This window comes from Leptothoe sp. PORK10 BA2 (assembly GCF_034932105.1).
Lineage (GTDB): Bacteria > Cyanobacteriota > Cyanobacteriia > Phormidesmidales > Phormidesmidaceae > Leptothoe.
On sequence record NZ_JAYGIG010000001.1, the window covers coordinates 72,283 to 86,626 of the forward strand.

11 protein-coding genes are annotated in these 14,344 nt (G+C 52.9%); 5 read left to right on the forward strand and 6 right to left on the reverse strand.

The annotated features are described in order from the left end of the window. Positions 1 to 48 precede the first annotated feature (48 nt). Positions 49 to 453 carry a hypothetical protein gene (locus tag VB741_RS00310; protein WP_323363135.1) on the reverse strand — a complete coding sequence of 135 codons (405 nt, stop codon included), beginning with the start codon at positions 451 to 453 and terminating at the stop codon, positions 49 to 51. 112 nt (positions 454 to 565) lie between these two features. On the opposite strand from VB741_RS00310, the gene VB741_RS00315 reads away from it, so the two are divergent. Continuing rightward, positions 566 to 844 carry a DUF2470 domain-containing protein gene (locus VB741_RS00315; protein ID WP_323363136.1) on the forward strand — a complete coding sequence of 93 codons (279 nt, stop codon included), beginning with the start codon at positions 566 to 568 and terminating at the stop codon, positions 842 to 844. Between the two features lie 88 nt (positions 845 to 932). Here the strand turns inward: VB741_RS00315 and VB741_RS00320 are convergent, their stop codons facing one another. After that, positions 933 to 1,541 (reverse strand): pentapeptide repeat-containing protein, encoded by a 609-nt coding sequence (locus VB741_RS00320; RefSeq protein WP_323363137.1) that lies wholly within the window; start codon positions 1,539 to 1,541, stop codon positions 933 to 935. Between the two features lie 269 nt (positions 1,542 to 1,810). Between VB741_RS00320 and VB741_RS00325 the strand changes: the two genes are divergently transcribed. Then, positions 1,811 to 3,052, forward strand: coding sequence for a DUF3747 domain-containing protein (locus VB741_RS00325; RefSeq protein WP_323363138.1), 1,242 nt, complete (start codon positions 1,811 to 1,813; stop codon positions 3,050 to 3,052). Between the two features lie 310 nt (positions 3,053 to 3,362). After that, a complete protein-coding gene (locus tag VB741_RS00330; RefSeq protein ID WP_323363139.1) occupies positions 3,363 to 4,697 on the forward strand; it encodes a TrkH family potassium uptake protein in 1,335 nt (444 codons plus the stop codon). Between the two features lie 101 nt (positions 4,698 to 4,798). On the opposite strand, the gene VB741_RS00335 is transcribed toward VB741_RS00330, so the two are convergent. From VB741_RS00335 to VB741_RS00345, 3 genes are all read right to left on the reverse strand, one after another. Next, positions 4,799 to 6,379: a M16 family metallopeptidase gene (locus VB741_RS00335; RefSeq protein ID WP_323363140.1), complete on the reverse strand. Its 1,581-nt coding sequence runs from the start codon at positions 6,377 to 6,379 to the stop codon at positions 4,799 to 4,801. A gap of 121 nt (positions 6,380 to 6,500) precedes the next feature. Continuing rightward, positions 6,501 to 8,087, reverse strand: coding sequence for a M16 family metallopeptidase (locus VB741_RS00340; RefSeq protein ID WP_323363141.1), 1,587 nt, complete (start codon positions 8,085 to 8,087; stop codon positions 6,501 to 6,503). Positions 8,088 to 8,291: 204 nt separating this feature from the next. Continuing rightward, positions 8,292 to 8,522 (reverse strand): hypothetical protein, encoded by a 231-nt coding sequence (locus VB741_RS00345; RefSeq protein WP_323363142.1) that lies wholly within the window; start codon positions 8,520 to 8,522, stop codon positions 8,292 to 8,294. A gap of 344 nt (positions 8,523 to 8,866) precedes the next feature. On the opposite strand from VB741_RS00345, the gene VB741_RS00350 reads away from it, so the two are divergent. Beyond that, positions 8,867 to 9,652: an MlaE family lipid ABC transporter permease subunit gene (locus VB741_RS00350; RefSeq protein WP_323363143.1), complete on the forward strand. Its 786-nt coding sequence runs from the start codon at positions 8,867 to 8,869 to the stop codon at positions 9,650 to 9,652. A gap of 54 nt (positions 9,653 to 9,706) precedes the next feature. Here VB741_RS00350 and VB741_RS00355 read toward each other — a convergent pair whose 3' ends face one another. Beyond that, positions 9,707 to 10,150: a resolvase gene (locus VB741_RS00355; protein WP_323363144.1), complete on the reverse strand. Its 444-nt coding sequence runs from the start codon at positions 10,148 to 10,150 to the stop codon at positions 9,707 to 9,709. Between the two features lie 403 nt (positions 10,151 to 10,553). Between VB741_RS00355 and smc the strand changes: the two genes are divergently transcribed. Then, positions 10,554 to 14,294 (forward strand): chromosome segregation protein SMC, encoded by a 3,741-nt coding sequence (smc, locus tag VB741_RS00360; protein ID WP_323363145.1) that lies wholly within the window; start codon positions 10,554 to 10,556, stop codon positions 14,292 to 14,294. Positions 14,295 to 14,344 lie beyond the last annotated feature (50 nt).

The following is a 14,344-nucleotide window of genomic DNA, read 5'->3' on the forward strand; positions in this document are numbered from 1 at the left end:
AGGTCCAGTCTCAATCCTATCGCAAGATTCCTTGAGACTGGCGATCGGTCAGGAGGGCTCAAGCACGGCCACTGTTTGAGTGGACTCCCCCGGTCTATCTTCTAAACTCAAACGCTTGGTGTGCCACCAATCCTGCATTTCACGGGAAAAGGTGTGGGTATATAGGGTAATCACAATGGGCTGGGCCCGGTAACCTTGACCAATAATTTCCACACAATAGGATGGGTGGCGTTGGGTAGATAGATCAACAATAAACCGTCGACCAATGCGTCGCCAGCTCGGTTCTTTGCCCCGCCACTGCAGACGGCAACAGGGCCAAGGTAACTGATCGCGATCAAATAGCCGACAACAAGGCCCTGTAACGCGATAGGTCAAATGGGCACCAGGACTCTGGAAGATATGTCCTGTGGGCCAGGGATGCTCACCGATGGGGGGTTGGGAGGATACTAGCAACTGACTGAGCGCGACAAAACAGGTTTAGACTCAGGTTTAGACTGGCAAAATCGTGCCACGGCCCAGCCTATGATTTAGAACAGTAGTGTACGAAATTTTGTAGGAATATTCTATGGCTGATACCATCACCCCAGCTGTTAGCGATCGCATCTGCAAACACATGAATGACGATCACGCCGACGCTGTCCTGATCTATGCCCAGAAATTTGGCGATGCCACCGCCGCCACCGCCGCCACCATGAAGTCTATCGACAACACAGGCATGGACCTAGACGCCATCGTTGCCGGTGAAACTACCCTTGTGCGGGTCAGTTTTGAACGCCCCCTAGCGGATGCCAAAGATGCCCACCATGTCCTGGTGGAGATGCTAAAGCAGGTTAAGCAAAATTAGAAGATTGAAGGCAAGGGGAGGAAAAACCAAATTGCCCGCGACTTCCCCTAGCTTTTTTCACCCTAGCCCTTTTAAAGCTTGCCTTGACCTAACGCTCTAGATCCGTGGTTGGCACATTACAAGCCCGCCTGAAATCATTCCCACCCCAGTAAGTGGACCCGCACAGATTAGCATCGGTCAAATCGATATCATGCACAAAGGTCAGATCAAAATTTGAGCGCTGCAGTTGAGAACCAACAAACCGAGTTTTATGAATATACGCTTCCATAAAATTGGCCTCTGTCATGTCGGAATACGAGAAATTGGCATAGTTCAGGATTGATTGCTCTAGGTCGGCACCGACAAACCCAGCATTGACAGCACTGGTATTGGCAAAATTAGTCGAACGTAGATCAGCCCCCGAAAGGTTAGCCCCATCTAAAATCGCATAGAAAAAGTTGGCACCTTTTAAATTGGCACCCTCTAAATTGGCGCCCGTCAGGTCTAGGCGTCGTAAATCGGCTCCCCGCAGATCACAACCCGGACATTCCTTAACGCCACCATCCAATACATCATTTATGAAGCGCTGCAATGCAGCTTCATCCAGCGCCTGGGCTGGGGGACTGTCAGCCAGCACACCCGTAAATACTGTGACGGCCACTAAAGCGACCGGGATCTGGCCACAATGCCGTAACCACTGGGGTATTCCTTTAACCATGGACCACATCCTTTCACTGGAGTATTGCAAAACACTTCTATCGTGTCAAATTCAGCATGATGGCGGCAAGTCCCCCGAGAATAAACCTAAAAAAAGTAAACCTAGCTACTCAATGGGGTTAGGTTGTCCGTAGGGTAAGAATATTTGACCTTAGTTTTTCTAAAGCTTCACGCTTCCATCAAGAAAAATTACTGTAACGTCACTTCCTTGTTGCCATCGGGCACCATTCAACACAGGTCCTGCTTCATAGTTTACCAACGCACAACACAATGAAACCACTACGCTTAGCGATAGCTGCCGTTACCGCAGCCACCCTAACAATTTTTGGTGCTACCACCCGCGTAGATGCCCAATCCTTTGATAGTGTCGAAGCCGATCAGGCAGCCTTTGTCCTAGTGGCGGCTCCCGGTGGCGGCCTACTGGGTCGACCAGAATTTATGATCATCGAACAAAAGAGCAATGCTCAGCGATGCTGGAGCGAGTCCGGAGCCCAGCCTACCCAAATTGAGCCCCTGCTATTGAACTTTGACTTTAGTGGCATTTGTGGCCGCAGTACCGATAGCAATGGCTACTCCATTCGCGCCGGGGATGGGGATGCTGGCAGGCGGTTCAACCTCGCCATTACCGAAAAAGATGGTGAATATTTGCTGGTCGCCACACCCAGCTCCTTCCCCACCAATCCCTATCGCAACTCGCCGCCCCTCACCTTGGGTCGCACCTTTGGCAAAGCGAGTAATGGCTTCACTAAAATTTTCCTCAATCCTGGCTGGCGCTTGACCCGTCGTGCATTTGAAGGTCGCACTCTCGGGCATCTTTACCTAACCAATGATGCTACGTTGGCCGCCCTGGTTGAACAAGGGGGTGGTCCTGTCGTCACTGAACCACCGGTGACTCCTCCTGTGGTGACACCACCCACAACGGTTACCTTCCGTGATGTGACTAGCGATGTGTACGCAGCTCAGATTAGCCGAGCCGTAGAAATCGGCTTTATTGCTGGCTTCGAGGATGGTACATTCCGCCCTCGCGAGGCCTTGACCCGTGAGCAGTTGGTATCCATGGTGATTGAAGCCCTGGATGCCGAGGAGAATATTTCCATCGCCCTGCCCAGTGCCGTGACCACTAACCCCTTCACGGATGTTGCCAGCAATCGCTGGAGTGCGGCCAAGATTCAGTTTGCTAGCCAGAGCGGTATTGTCAGCGGCTATCCCGAAGGCGACTTCCGCCCCGCCCAGAAAGTGACTCGGGCTGAAATGATGGCTGTGGTTCGCCGTGCGGCTGAATATCGCAAGCGGGTGCTGGGGCAAGGAACAGCATTAACTCCGACCCAGAGTGCCTTCACCTTCTCAGATACCCAGGGACATTGGGCGGCGGATGTGATTTCTAGCCTGTCGGCTTACTGCGGTATTGCTACCCCGGTAAATGAGTCGGGTTCTGCCTTTGTGCCGAATAGTGACGCCCTGCGTAACTATTCGGCTACGGCTGTTGTGCGGTTGGTGGATTGTGCTAACTAGGTTTTCATTTAGTTAAAGACACGTTGGCCGATGGCATGCCTGCCATCGGCCAATCTAGTTGATAAGGTCATCAGGGGGCTGTTCTGTCGGAATAGCCCCCTTAATTTATGGCGTATACCAACCCCATAGGGATTAAACTCATTCCCAAGCTCATTGCTATCGATGGCAGACAACGCCAAAACATTGGCCCAAAAATTGACCAAATCCACTGAGATTATGATGTAACGGTTAAATAGATTGGGCCAATACGCCGATCGATCTGAGGGATGAAGGGGTCATGCTGGAGTAAGGATATGCGAGTAACAGGCCGATGACGGTTTCAAGGACTGTATGTATTGGTTTTTTAGCGGTAATTACCGTTGGCACATTATTACTGATGCTACCCTTGGCAACAGCTAGCGGCGAATGGACTAGCCCCATTGTGGCTCTGTTTACGGCGACGTCAGCCGTCTGTGTCACGGGCTTGATTGTGGTGGATACGGGGTCGTATTTTTCACCCCTGGGCCAAGGAATTATTGTGCTGCTGATTCAGGTGGGTGGCCTCGGCTACATGACGGCGACTACCCTATTGCTACTGCTGCTGGGCAGACGGTTAGGTCTCAAAGACCGGTTGGCCATTCAGCAATCGTTGGATACGGCTGAATTATCATCTGCCGCATCTCTGATTAAGTCAATCATTGCCATGACAATGGTTTTTGAGCTGAGTGGGGCGTTTTTACTGATGCCTCGCTTTGCCAGTGACTACGGTGCCAGCAGGAGTTTATGGCTCTCCCTATTCCATAGCGTCAGCGCGTTTAACAATGCTGGGTTTAGCTTATTTGCCGATAGTTTGGTGCAGTACGTTCATTCGCCTTTGGTAAATGGAGTGATTGCGGCGCTGGTGATTCTTGGCGGCATTGGCTACCAGGTGATTATGGAGGCGTTTATTTGGATGCGCGATCGCATCCACCGCCAACGCAAACATCAGGTGTTTTCGCTGCACTTTAAGGTGGTCACCAGCACGACCCTAGCCCTTCTAGTCTTGGGGACCCTAGCCTTTTTTGCCGTAGAGTTTTTTAACCCAGACACCCTGGGACCTGAGCCGCTGAATGTGAAACTGCTGGCGGCGGGTTTTCAGTCGGTGATTATGCGAACGGCTGGATTTAACTCCATTGATATTGGGGCGATGAAGACCAGTTCGTTGTTTATTGCGATCGCACTCATGTTCATCGGCGCGAGTCCTGGCAGCACCGGCGGCGGCATCAAAACCACCACCATCAGGATTTTGCTGAACTGCACCCGAACGATACTCAAAGGAGAAAATGAAGTCCTAGCCTACCAGCGGGAAATCCCTGATAAACGGGTGCTAAAAGCAATCAGCGTCGTGGTGGCTTCTGCCATCACCGTGGTAATGGCGACTATTTTCCTATCCCTAACGGACCCAGGCATTGAGTTTATCGAACTGCTGTTTGAGACCGTCTCCGCCTTCGCCACCGTCGGCGTATCGACGGGCATCACCGCAGAATTATCCACCCTGGGGCAAATCGTGATCATTGCCACCATGTACATTGGCCGGGTGGGCATTTTGCTCCTGATGTCGGCCCTATTAGGAGACCCCAAACCCAGCAACATTCACTATCCGGAGGAAGACCTGTTAGTCGGATAAAGACTTATTATGCAGGGTATCTACTTAAGCCTGAAAATCCTGACTAGGTGGGGAATCAGGGGTCAGAAGCCAGTGAGGCCCTGATTCCTGACTCCTGAATACTATCCTTGGGAAAAACGTCCCGCTTTGAGTTGGTAACCATTATCCAAGGCCTGCCTGACCGTTCTCAGAGTCAAGTCGCTGTAATGGCCCATCTCCCTTACACGGCTGCTTCTGGTAATGGTGATGTCGATCGGTGTAATTTTCAATTCCTCTGCCAGGGTGCCTAAAGCTGGATCAATCGCATCAATATTGCCAACCACAATAGTCACCAAGTCCTTAGGCTTCAGATTTCGTTGAGCGGCTGCTAACACCTGCTCCACCGTGGTGGACTCTACTTCCTTCTGAAACTTAAAGACAAAATCTGATGGATAGCCGTAATACTCATAGCGAATCAGCCGCGACAGGGTTTGCTCTGGCGTGGCAAAGTTAAACACAAAGCCGTTCAACACCGCATCTTTGGCATATTGCAATTCCTCAGCCGTGATCGGCTCCTGACGGACCCGCTCAATTTCCCGATACATGGTTTCAATAAAGGGCACCGTTGCCTCAGACCGAGTCTGACCACCGCCAATAAACAAGCCAGGATGATCATAGCGGGGACTCCAGAAGGCATAGACCACATAGGCTAACCCTTGGCGCGACCGAATATCGTTAAACAACCGCCCCCCAAAACCATTGAGCACTTCATTCAAAACCACCATGGGGGCATGGTCCGGGCTATCTAAACGCCCCCCCAAATGACCGATGTGAATGTAGCTCTGGGTCAGTTGCGGCTGATCCACCACATATAAGCCATTGGTTTTCTGCTGTACCTGGGGTAGAGATAAATTGGCCTTACCTTTCACCTCAGGAGACCAATCTGCAAAAAATTCTTCAATTAGGGCCTTCATCTGCCCGGCATCAAAATCACCGCTGATGCCCAAAATAGTTCCCCTGGGCTGAATCGCTGCCTGGTAAAAGTCAACGATGTCATCCCGCGAAATATTGTCCACATCCCTGTATTCCACCATGCGAGCAAACGGGCTTTCTTCACCGTAGATCAGCTTACGAAACTCGCGGGTGGTGACCTCATCCGGGTCGTCATTACGGCGGGCAATACTGCCGCGATATTGGCTTTTAATCAGGTCAATCTTGTCGGGGGCAAAGGCTGGCTGCTGAATCACCTCAGCAAAAATCGAAAATACATCCGCCAAATCTTCGCTTAGGGCGCTAAAACTGGCACTGCCGCTGGTGGCCTCCAGGCTAGTTTCAACCGACGCCGCCCGCTGCTCTAGAAACTGATTGAGCTCGTCAGGGGTATAGCTAACGGTGCCCCCGCTTCGCATAGCTTCCCCCACCATCCCCGCCAGGCCCGCTTTTCCTGGGGGCTCCATAAACTCACCAGCCTTGAACGTGGCGGAGCCACTAATTAAAGGCAAGTCGTGTTTTTCCATCAGGTACACCACCATGCCGTTGGGCAGCTCGTAGCGCTCAAACTCAGGAATTTGAATTTCCCCTAGAGGGGCAAACTCCAAGTCGTTATAATCCCTGGCCGTCACCGCATTGGCAGGCTTGCTCCACCCAAGGGTAAGGACCAAGCCTAGGGTGGCCATAGCTAAGAAAAAACCTGTGGTCAGACGACGTTGGGAGAACCAGAACATAGGAGATATAGGAGGGTAGGCATTGCCCACCAAATCAATGGGCAAAAAATGAGCAAGCAGAAATAGGAAGGATCAACACAGCCATTGAAGCATCGGCATCACCCCAGGAAACAATCAACCATTATGAGTCTGCCGATAGCAGTTTACCAACGGTGCGATTGCTAGGGATAAAGGTTGCTCGAGCCACCCGCTGCACATCTTCAGCAGTCACGGCTTCGATCGTCTTTAATTCTTCGAATACATTGCGCCAATCATCGGTCTTAGCTTCATACTCCGTCAGCAAGCTAGCCATACCTGAGTTGGAATCCAGACTCCGTAATAGGGATGCTTTGGCTTGGGTTTTCACCCGCTGTAGTTCTTCCGGTGTAACGGGTTCCTCCTTCAGCTGGGTGAGCAAGACATCCATCCGTTCAGCCATTTCATCGACGGTGTGCCCAGGGGCGGTCAGACCATACAGCAAAAGAATATTGCCGTAGCGGTCGCCAGGAAACCCATTGGCGCTACCAATGTTCAGGGAGACTTGAGATTGCTCCACCATGTCTTGATACATGCGGGATGTACGTCCGCCAACCAAAATGCTTTCAATCATGGCATAGACCACGTGGTCTGGATGGTTGATGCCGGGACGGTGGAACCCTTCCAGATACCAAGGCTGACTGGGCAAGGTGAGTTCAAAGGATTTTTCTGCCGTTTGTGTCGGCTCTTGGATGGTGACTTCCGGGGGCAAACTACGGGCTTTGGAACGGCCAAAGTAGGCCTGGGCTAATGCTTTCACATTATTGGGGTCCACATCGCCGACCACGGCAGCAATCAGGTTACTGGGTCCGTAGTAGGCGTCAAAAAATTGGGCAACGTCTTCTCGGGTGGCGGTGCGTAGATCCTCCTGGTAGCCAATCACCGGTCGGCGATAGGGATGCTTGTCAAAGGCTACTTCTAGGAACTTTTCAATCAATTGGCCGATGGGGGAGTTATCCACCCGCATCCGGCGCTCTTCGAGAATGACTTCTTTTTCTTTATAAAATTCGCGGAAAACTGGGTCGAGGAAACGGGCTGACTCCAAGGACATCCATAGCTCTAGCTTATTGGAGGGCAAGCTGTAGAAGTATCGCGTGGCGTCGGCGGAGGTAGTGGCGTTCAGACCCTGTCCGCCCGACTGTTCAATAATTTGACCAAATTTGTTTTGTTCGACGTATTCTGCGGCTTGGGCTTGGAGGGTTTCAAACTGCGATCGCAACGCCGCCACCTGTGGCTCATCCCCCGTCTTCTCAGCCGCCATCAGCTGATCAAACACCGCATCCATCTCTTGCAACAGGGGGGCCTCCGCTTGGTAATCCTTCGTGCCGATTTTAGTTGTCCCCTTAAAGGCCAAATGCTCTAGATAGTGAGCCACCCCCGTCTGACCATCCGCCTCATTCACGGCACCCACCTTGGCATATAGCATCATCGACACCACCGGAGCCTGGTGACGTTCCAGCACAATGAACTTCATGCCGTTATCAAGGGTAAACTCGCTAACGTCATTCGCCACCCGATCAATGTAGGGCTGAATCGAGTTTTCTGCGACTTCATCAACGACCAGCGGAACTTGAGCTACCCCATCGGGCACCTGGGCCCAAGCCGGTTCACCCAAGCCAAGCCAAAACGACAGCACTAAAACAGCTGCCCACAAAAATACCGCCCTCGCCCTTACCAACGGAATTACGCCCATAGCACCTCAGCGCAAAATACCGTTACCAGCATAGATACTTTTATATATATTGTGCTGAAAATATAATGATAGTTCCGCGAAATCACGGAATATTCTTGAATACCTGTGCCCTAGCAGGGGGATAAAGCCAGAGTCAATCCGCAGCGCCAAGACTCCCAAAATTGATTACACCCTCTACAGAGCATCTACGTTACGTAGATTGGGTTACGTAGATTTCAGATAGGTATATTTATAAAACGCAAACATCTCGAACAAACCACCGACAATACTTAGGGTCAGGCAAATACTCACCACACCGTGCCACACATCACCGGCCCCAAACGTGACCAAAAAATCCATCAGACGATCTTTCCCCAGATCACTGATGGCGGCCAAAGGAGACCATGAACCCAATGTCAGGGCCCCTAAGGCTATGGCCAAAATGGCTGCAGGCAAAAGGAAGCAAATCCCCGTCGTCAAAACCAAAGATATCAATAGCTGTAAGCCCATCTTTAACCCCCACCACACCGTACAAGGGTGCAAGAAACCACCCCAACCATAGGGGCTATTGATGGCAATAAACGCCAACTTGAGGAATCTTAAATTTTCATAAAATTACAGAGCATTTAGAACCGTAGCTTCATCTTTTGCTTAACCAATTAGAATACTTCGCAACCCTTAGAATATAGATTTGCACCATAGTTCACGCTGTAGGTAATTGCTGCAGGCTGATAGATACCGTGATCTATCACCTGTAGTTTGTTGCTTACTTTGCCCCATCCCTAACGGAGTTGCTTGCCTTGTTCGGCTCATTTTCCACATCCAGCCTGGCCAGATGGGGCCAGCGTCTATTGGCGGCAGTTATGCTCGGCGGTCAAGTAATTGTCCATTTAGTGACCCGCCCCCTACACCGACGTAACACCATCGAGCAAATGGCTGCGGTGGGGCCGGAGTCTTTACTCATTACCCTAGTGACCGCCAGCTTTGTCGGCATGGTGTTTACCATTCAGGTCACCCGAGAGTTTATTGACTTTGGAGCCACCACGGCCGTCGGTGGAGTATTAGCCCTCACCTTAGCCAGGGAACTAGCCCCCGTCCTCACCGCCGTGATCATTGCCGGGCGGGTGGGATCTGCCTTTGCAGCGGAAATTGGCACCATGCAGGTGACCGAACAGATTGATGCGTTACAGCTCCTCAAAACTGACCCGGTGGATTACCTGGTCATCCCCAGGGTGCTGGCCTGCGCCCTGATGCTGCCCCTACTCACCATCCTGTCATTCATTACCGGCATGACCGGGGGACTGATTATTACCTCCACCATGTTCAACATTTCCCAAACGGTTTTTCTCGACTCCGCCCGAGTCTTTCTGGGGGTGTGGGATCTCGTGAGTGCCATGATCAAAGCCCTAGTGTTTGGCGGTCTAATCGCCATCATTGGCTCTAGCTGGGGGCTCACCACCACCGGGGGCGCTAAAGGCGTCGGTCAGTCCACCACCACCGCCGTGGTCACCGCCCTACTGGCTATTTTTATCAGTAATTTTTTCCTGTCTTGGCTCATGTTCCAAAGCTCAGCTGTGACTTTTTAAATCCTCAGGCCAGTTTCTCTGAAGGATTTCCTGGGACAGTGGCCAATGTCCAGCTTATATTTCCACCTCGGTAAGCTTATTGAGATAGCGCTCGATGAGTAAAATCGCCACAATGTCATCAATCGGTCGGGGAATGCTGCGGATGCGTTGGGGCAACAGACGACTGAGCCCCTTGGGGGGAAACATTTCCCAGTAGAGATCGCGGGCCTCCAAACTGCTGTAGCGTTCATCCACCAAAATCACATTCGGAGCCTCCTGCAAACGCGACAGCTCATGTTTCCAAAGCTTTGCCCCGGTCTGATCACCCATCACAATCAGAGAAATGGGATAGGTCTGGCGGAGAGATTCAATGTGATCGATCACCTCCCCCACCAAGATGACCTCGTGGTAACACAGGGTACGATCCACCCCGACAATGGCTAAACCACATTTGTATCGACCTGGATCGAAGCCTAAAATAACCGGTTGCGATAGTTTGGAAAAAACAGTGGAGGTCACAGGGCGAACGGTCCAGAAAAGGCACTAGATATAGGCTGACACTAGGCGCATCGGGCCTCTGTGTTGGATATCACCATTTTACGCCCATCTTTAGGGTGCCTGCATCAGCATCGGACGCCATCGAGCAAGTCTGCCAACCACCAATTCTGCATATTTGGCGAAGGATAGCTTGCGCTTTCAACAAAATCTGGCAAACTAAAGTCTGGCGGAATAAATTGGGTGCGCAGCCAATGGGGGAGAAGCATCCTATCCTGTTGTTCAGTTCGCCTCATTACGGTTGACGGTTTAGGGCACAACCGTTAATTTTGCGCAGATGTTAATAGCATTGACAGTGGTTGTGAATGGAATACCAATGCTATGGTCTAAGTACACTTGTACGCACTAGTTCGGGTGCGCCTGCTTTGTGCATGTAAAGCGAGTTGAACTATCCCACTTTAAGTCTTTTGGAGGGACGACTCAAGTTCCTCTGCTCCAGGGCTTTACCGTTATTTCTGGCCCTAACGGCTCGGGGAAATCAAACATCCTCGATGCCCTTTTGTTTTGTTTGGGGTTGGCTAGCTCCAAGGGCATGCGGGCAGAACGCCTGCCGGACTTAGTCAATCAAAATCATGCCAGTCGCCGCTCCACCGCAGAAGCGAGCGTCACGGCTACGTTTGATATTAGTGATATTCCAGTGGAGCTGCTACAGAGGGATGAGGATGCAGCCCCAACCCCCAACCATGAAGACAACCTAGAGCAACCTGAGGAAGATTTAGCGGCAGAAATAGCTCCAGAAACACCAGGAGATGAGCCTTCGCCTGTAGCTGAGAGCACCCCAGATGCCCATAGCCCCCAGGCCGATATCCAGGCAGGAGAGACCGCCACTCCCGATAACATCGTGCCCCTACCCAGGGAATGGAGCGTCACCCGCCGCTTACGGATCACCTCCCAGGGGAGCTATACATCTAACTATTTTATTGACGGTCAGCCCTGTACCCTCAATGAGCTGCATGACCAGCTCCAAAAGTTTCGCATTTACCCCGAGGGTTACAACGTGGTGCTCCAGGGGGACGTTACCAGCATTATCTCGATGAAATCGCGGGAACGTCGGGAAATTATTGACGAGCTGGCGGGGGTGGCCTCGTTTGATCGCAAAATTGACCAGGCTAAGCTCAAGCTGGATATGGTGCGGGAGCGGGAAGAACGCTTTCGCATTGTGGAACGAGAACTAATTGATCAGCTGGAACGGCTGGATCAGGACCGTAAAAAAGCTGAAAAGTATAAGCAGCTGAAGGCGACGCTACAGGAAAAGACCCAGTGGCAGGCGGTGCTGGTGTGGCAACAGCAACAGCGGCAAGCCCAGCAACTAGAGGAACAAATCGCCCAGGGCAAAGAGCAGGCGATCACCCTGGGCCAGCAACGGGAAGCGTTGATTGCGCTGATTAGCACCACCGCCACCGAGCTAGAGGAGCTCAGCACGAAGGTTAAGGCCCTGGGGGAAGAAGAGCATTTGGCTCTCCAGGCCAAGCTGGCCACCCAGGAAGCCGAACTGCGTCAGCTAGAACGCCAGGAACAGACCCTCACCCAGTCCACCCGAGAGCTGGCGGCCAAGTTGCAGGCCACCCAGGTGGAGTTGCAGCGCCAAAACCAAGACTGGAAAACCCTAGGCCAACAGTTAACCAGCCTGAGTGAAACTGAGCTCACCCAGCTGCAAGCAGCCAAGGATCGGGCGGCGCAAGCGGTGGAGGAAAGTCGAGAAGCGACGAGCGCGATCGCAACCGCCTCCCAAGCCTGGGTCGCCACCCAAACCAACCTCCGCCGAGAGGTTGAGTCCCTGCTCAGTGCCCTCGAACCCCAGCGCAGTGAGCAGGTGCGTCTCCAGGAGCGTCTCCACCAGCTACAAAGCCAAATCGCCAGCCAAACCACCACCCTCCAAGGCTTGGCAGTGGAACTAGCCGCCACCCCCGCCATCGCAGGCACCCAGATCGCCACCACAGAAGCCACCATTCAAACCCTGGCCCAAGCTGTAGCCGCCGCTGAACAGGAACTCAAAATCCAGCGCGCAACCCGCGACCGATTACTCCAAGAACTGCGGGAAAAGCAGCGGGAATTGGACAAGCTGGAAGCCCAGGAACAGGCCCTGCAGGAAACCCATGGCACCCAAGCCACGGAGGTGCTGGTCAAAAGCGGCCTCGCCGGCATCTGTGGTCTAGTGGCTCAGCTGGGCCGGGTAGACCCTAAATATCAAACCGCTTTAGAAATTGCGGCCGGTGCCCGCCTCGGCTATCTAGTGGTGGAAAATGACGGCGTCGCCTCCCGAGGCATCGACATTCTCAAGCGCCAGCGCGCGGGTCGGGCCACTTTCTTACCCTTGAATGCAATTCGTGCCCCCCACCATCAAAAGGTTGGCAAGTGGGAACGCCCCGATGGCTTTATCGACTATGCGGTGGATCTGATTGAATGCGATGACCTCTACCGTGAGGTATTTGCCTTTGTATTTGGTAATACGGTGGTGTTTGAACAACTGCATGAGGCCCGCCGCCATCTGGGCAAATTTCGCATGGTCACCCTGGATGGGGAAGTGCTAGAAAGCAGCGGTGCCATGACCGGGGGTAGCCTGCGCCGCCAGGGTCGGCTCCACTTTGGCACCGTCGAAGCTGGAGAATCGGCTGAAGCTAAAGCGCTGCGGGAACGGATACAGGAAATTGAGCAAATTTTGGTGAGTTGCGATCGCGCCCTAACCAACGCCGATGCCACCGTCCAAACCCAGTCCAAAGCCCTGATCGACGCTCGCCAGAGCTACCGAGAGCAGCAGTTGCAAAACACCCAATCCGAACAGCAACACCAACAGCTGCAACAACGCCTCGACCAAGCCCAACAGCAGCAACAGCAATATCAAGCGGAATACACCACCGCCCAAGCCCGACTGCAAACCCTGGAAACAGCCCTGCCCGAGCAGGAAACCCGACTCCAGCAAAAACGCCAAGAGCTAACCGCCCTAGAAGAATCCCAAACCCACAGCGAATGGCAGCAGGCCCAAATTAAGGTGCGGGCCTTAGAGGCGGAACTGACTGAACGGCAGCAGGCCCTGCAAACAGCCCTGCAGCGACAAAACGAGCTGGAAGTCCAGCGGCAGCGCCTCCAGGAAAAAATTCAGATCGCCCAGCGAACCTTAGACCAGGGTCGTCAGCAGCAACAGACCCAAATTAATCAACAGACAGAATTCAATCAGCAGCAAGCCACCCTGAAACAGGAGATAATCGCCACCCAAGCCGCCCTGGCTGAGCTGGATAAAACCCTAGCCGGGGAAAAAGCCGAACGCGATCGCAAAGAACACCAACTCCGGGACCAGCGCAACCAGCTGCAACAGCTAGAGTGGAAGCAACAAAAACTCAGCGAAACCCAGCAGGAACGCCAACAGCAGTTGACGGATCTGCAAACCGCCCTCGAGACCCAACAGGCAGAACTCCCCGACCCCCTGCCCGAAATCCCAGACGACCTCACCCTAGAAACCCTACAAAACCAGCTCAAGTCCCTGCAGCGCCGCCTAGAAGCCATGGAACCCGTCAACATGCTGGCCCTAGAAGAGTACGAACGCACCCAGGAACGCCTAGAGGAACTCACCACCAAGCTCACCACCCTCGAAGACGAGCGCACCGAACTACTGCTGCGGATCGAAAACTTCACCACCCTGCGCCGTCATGCCTTCCAAGAAGCCTTTGAAGCCGTCAACAAAAACTTCCAGGCGATTTTTGCTGAGCTATCCGACGGCGACGGCTATCTTCAGCTGGACGACCCGGAAGATCCCTTCAACGGTGGCCTCAATCTGGTGGCCCACCCCAAGGGCAAACCCGTCCGACGCCTAGCCTCCATGTCCGGTGGCGAAAAATCCCTCACCGCCCTCAGCTTTATCTTTGCCCTCCAGCGCTACCGTCCCTCACCGTTCTACGCCTTTGACGAAGTGGATATGTTCCTCGATGGTGCCAACGTGGAACGCCTGTCCAAAATGATCCGCCACCAGGCTCAGCAGGCTCAGTTCATCGTCGTTAGCCTCCGTCGCCCCATGATCGAATCCGCTGAACGCACCATTGGCGTCACCCAGGCTAGGGGAGCCTATACCCAGGTACTGGGAATTAACCTCCAGCGGGCTAGCGCTGGGGGATAGGGGAAGCGTTTCGGTTTCACACACTGTCAAAAAAACGAAGTATAGGGTGT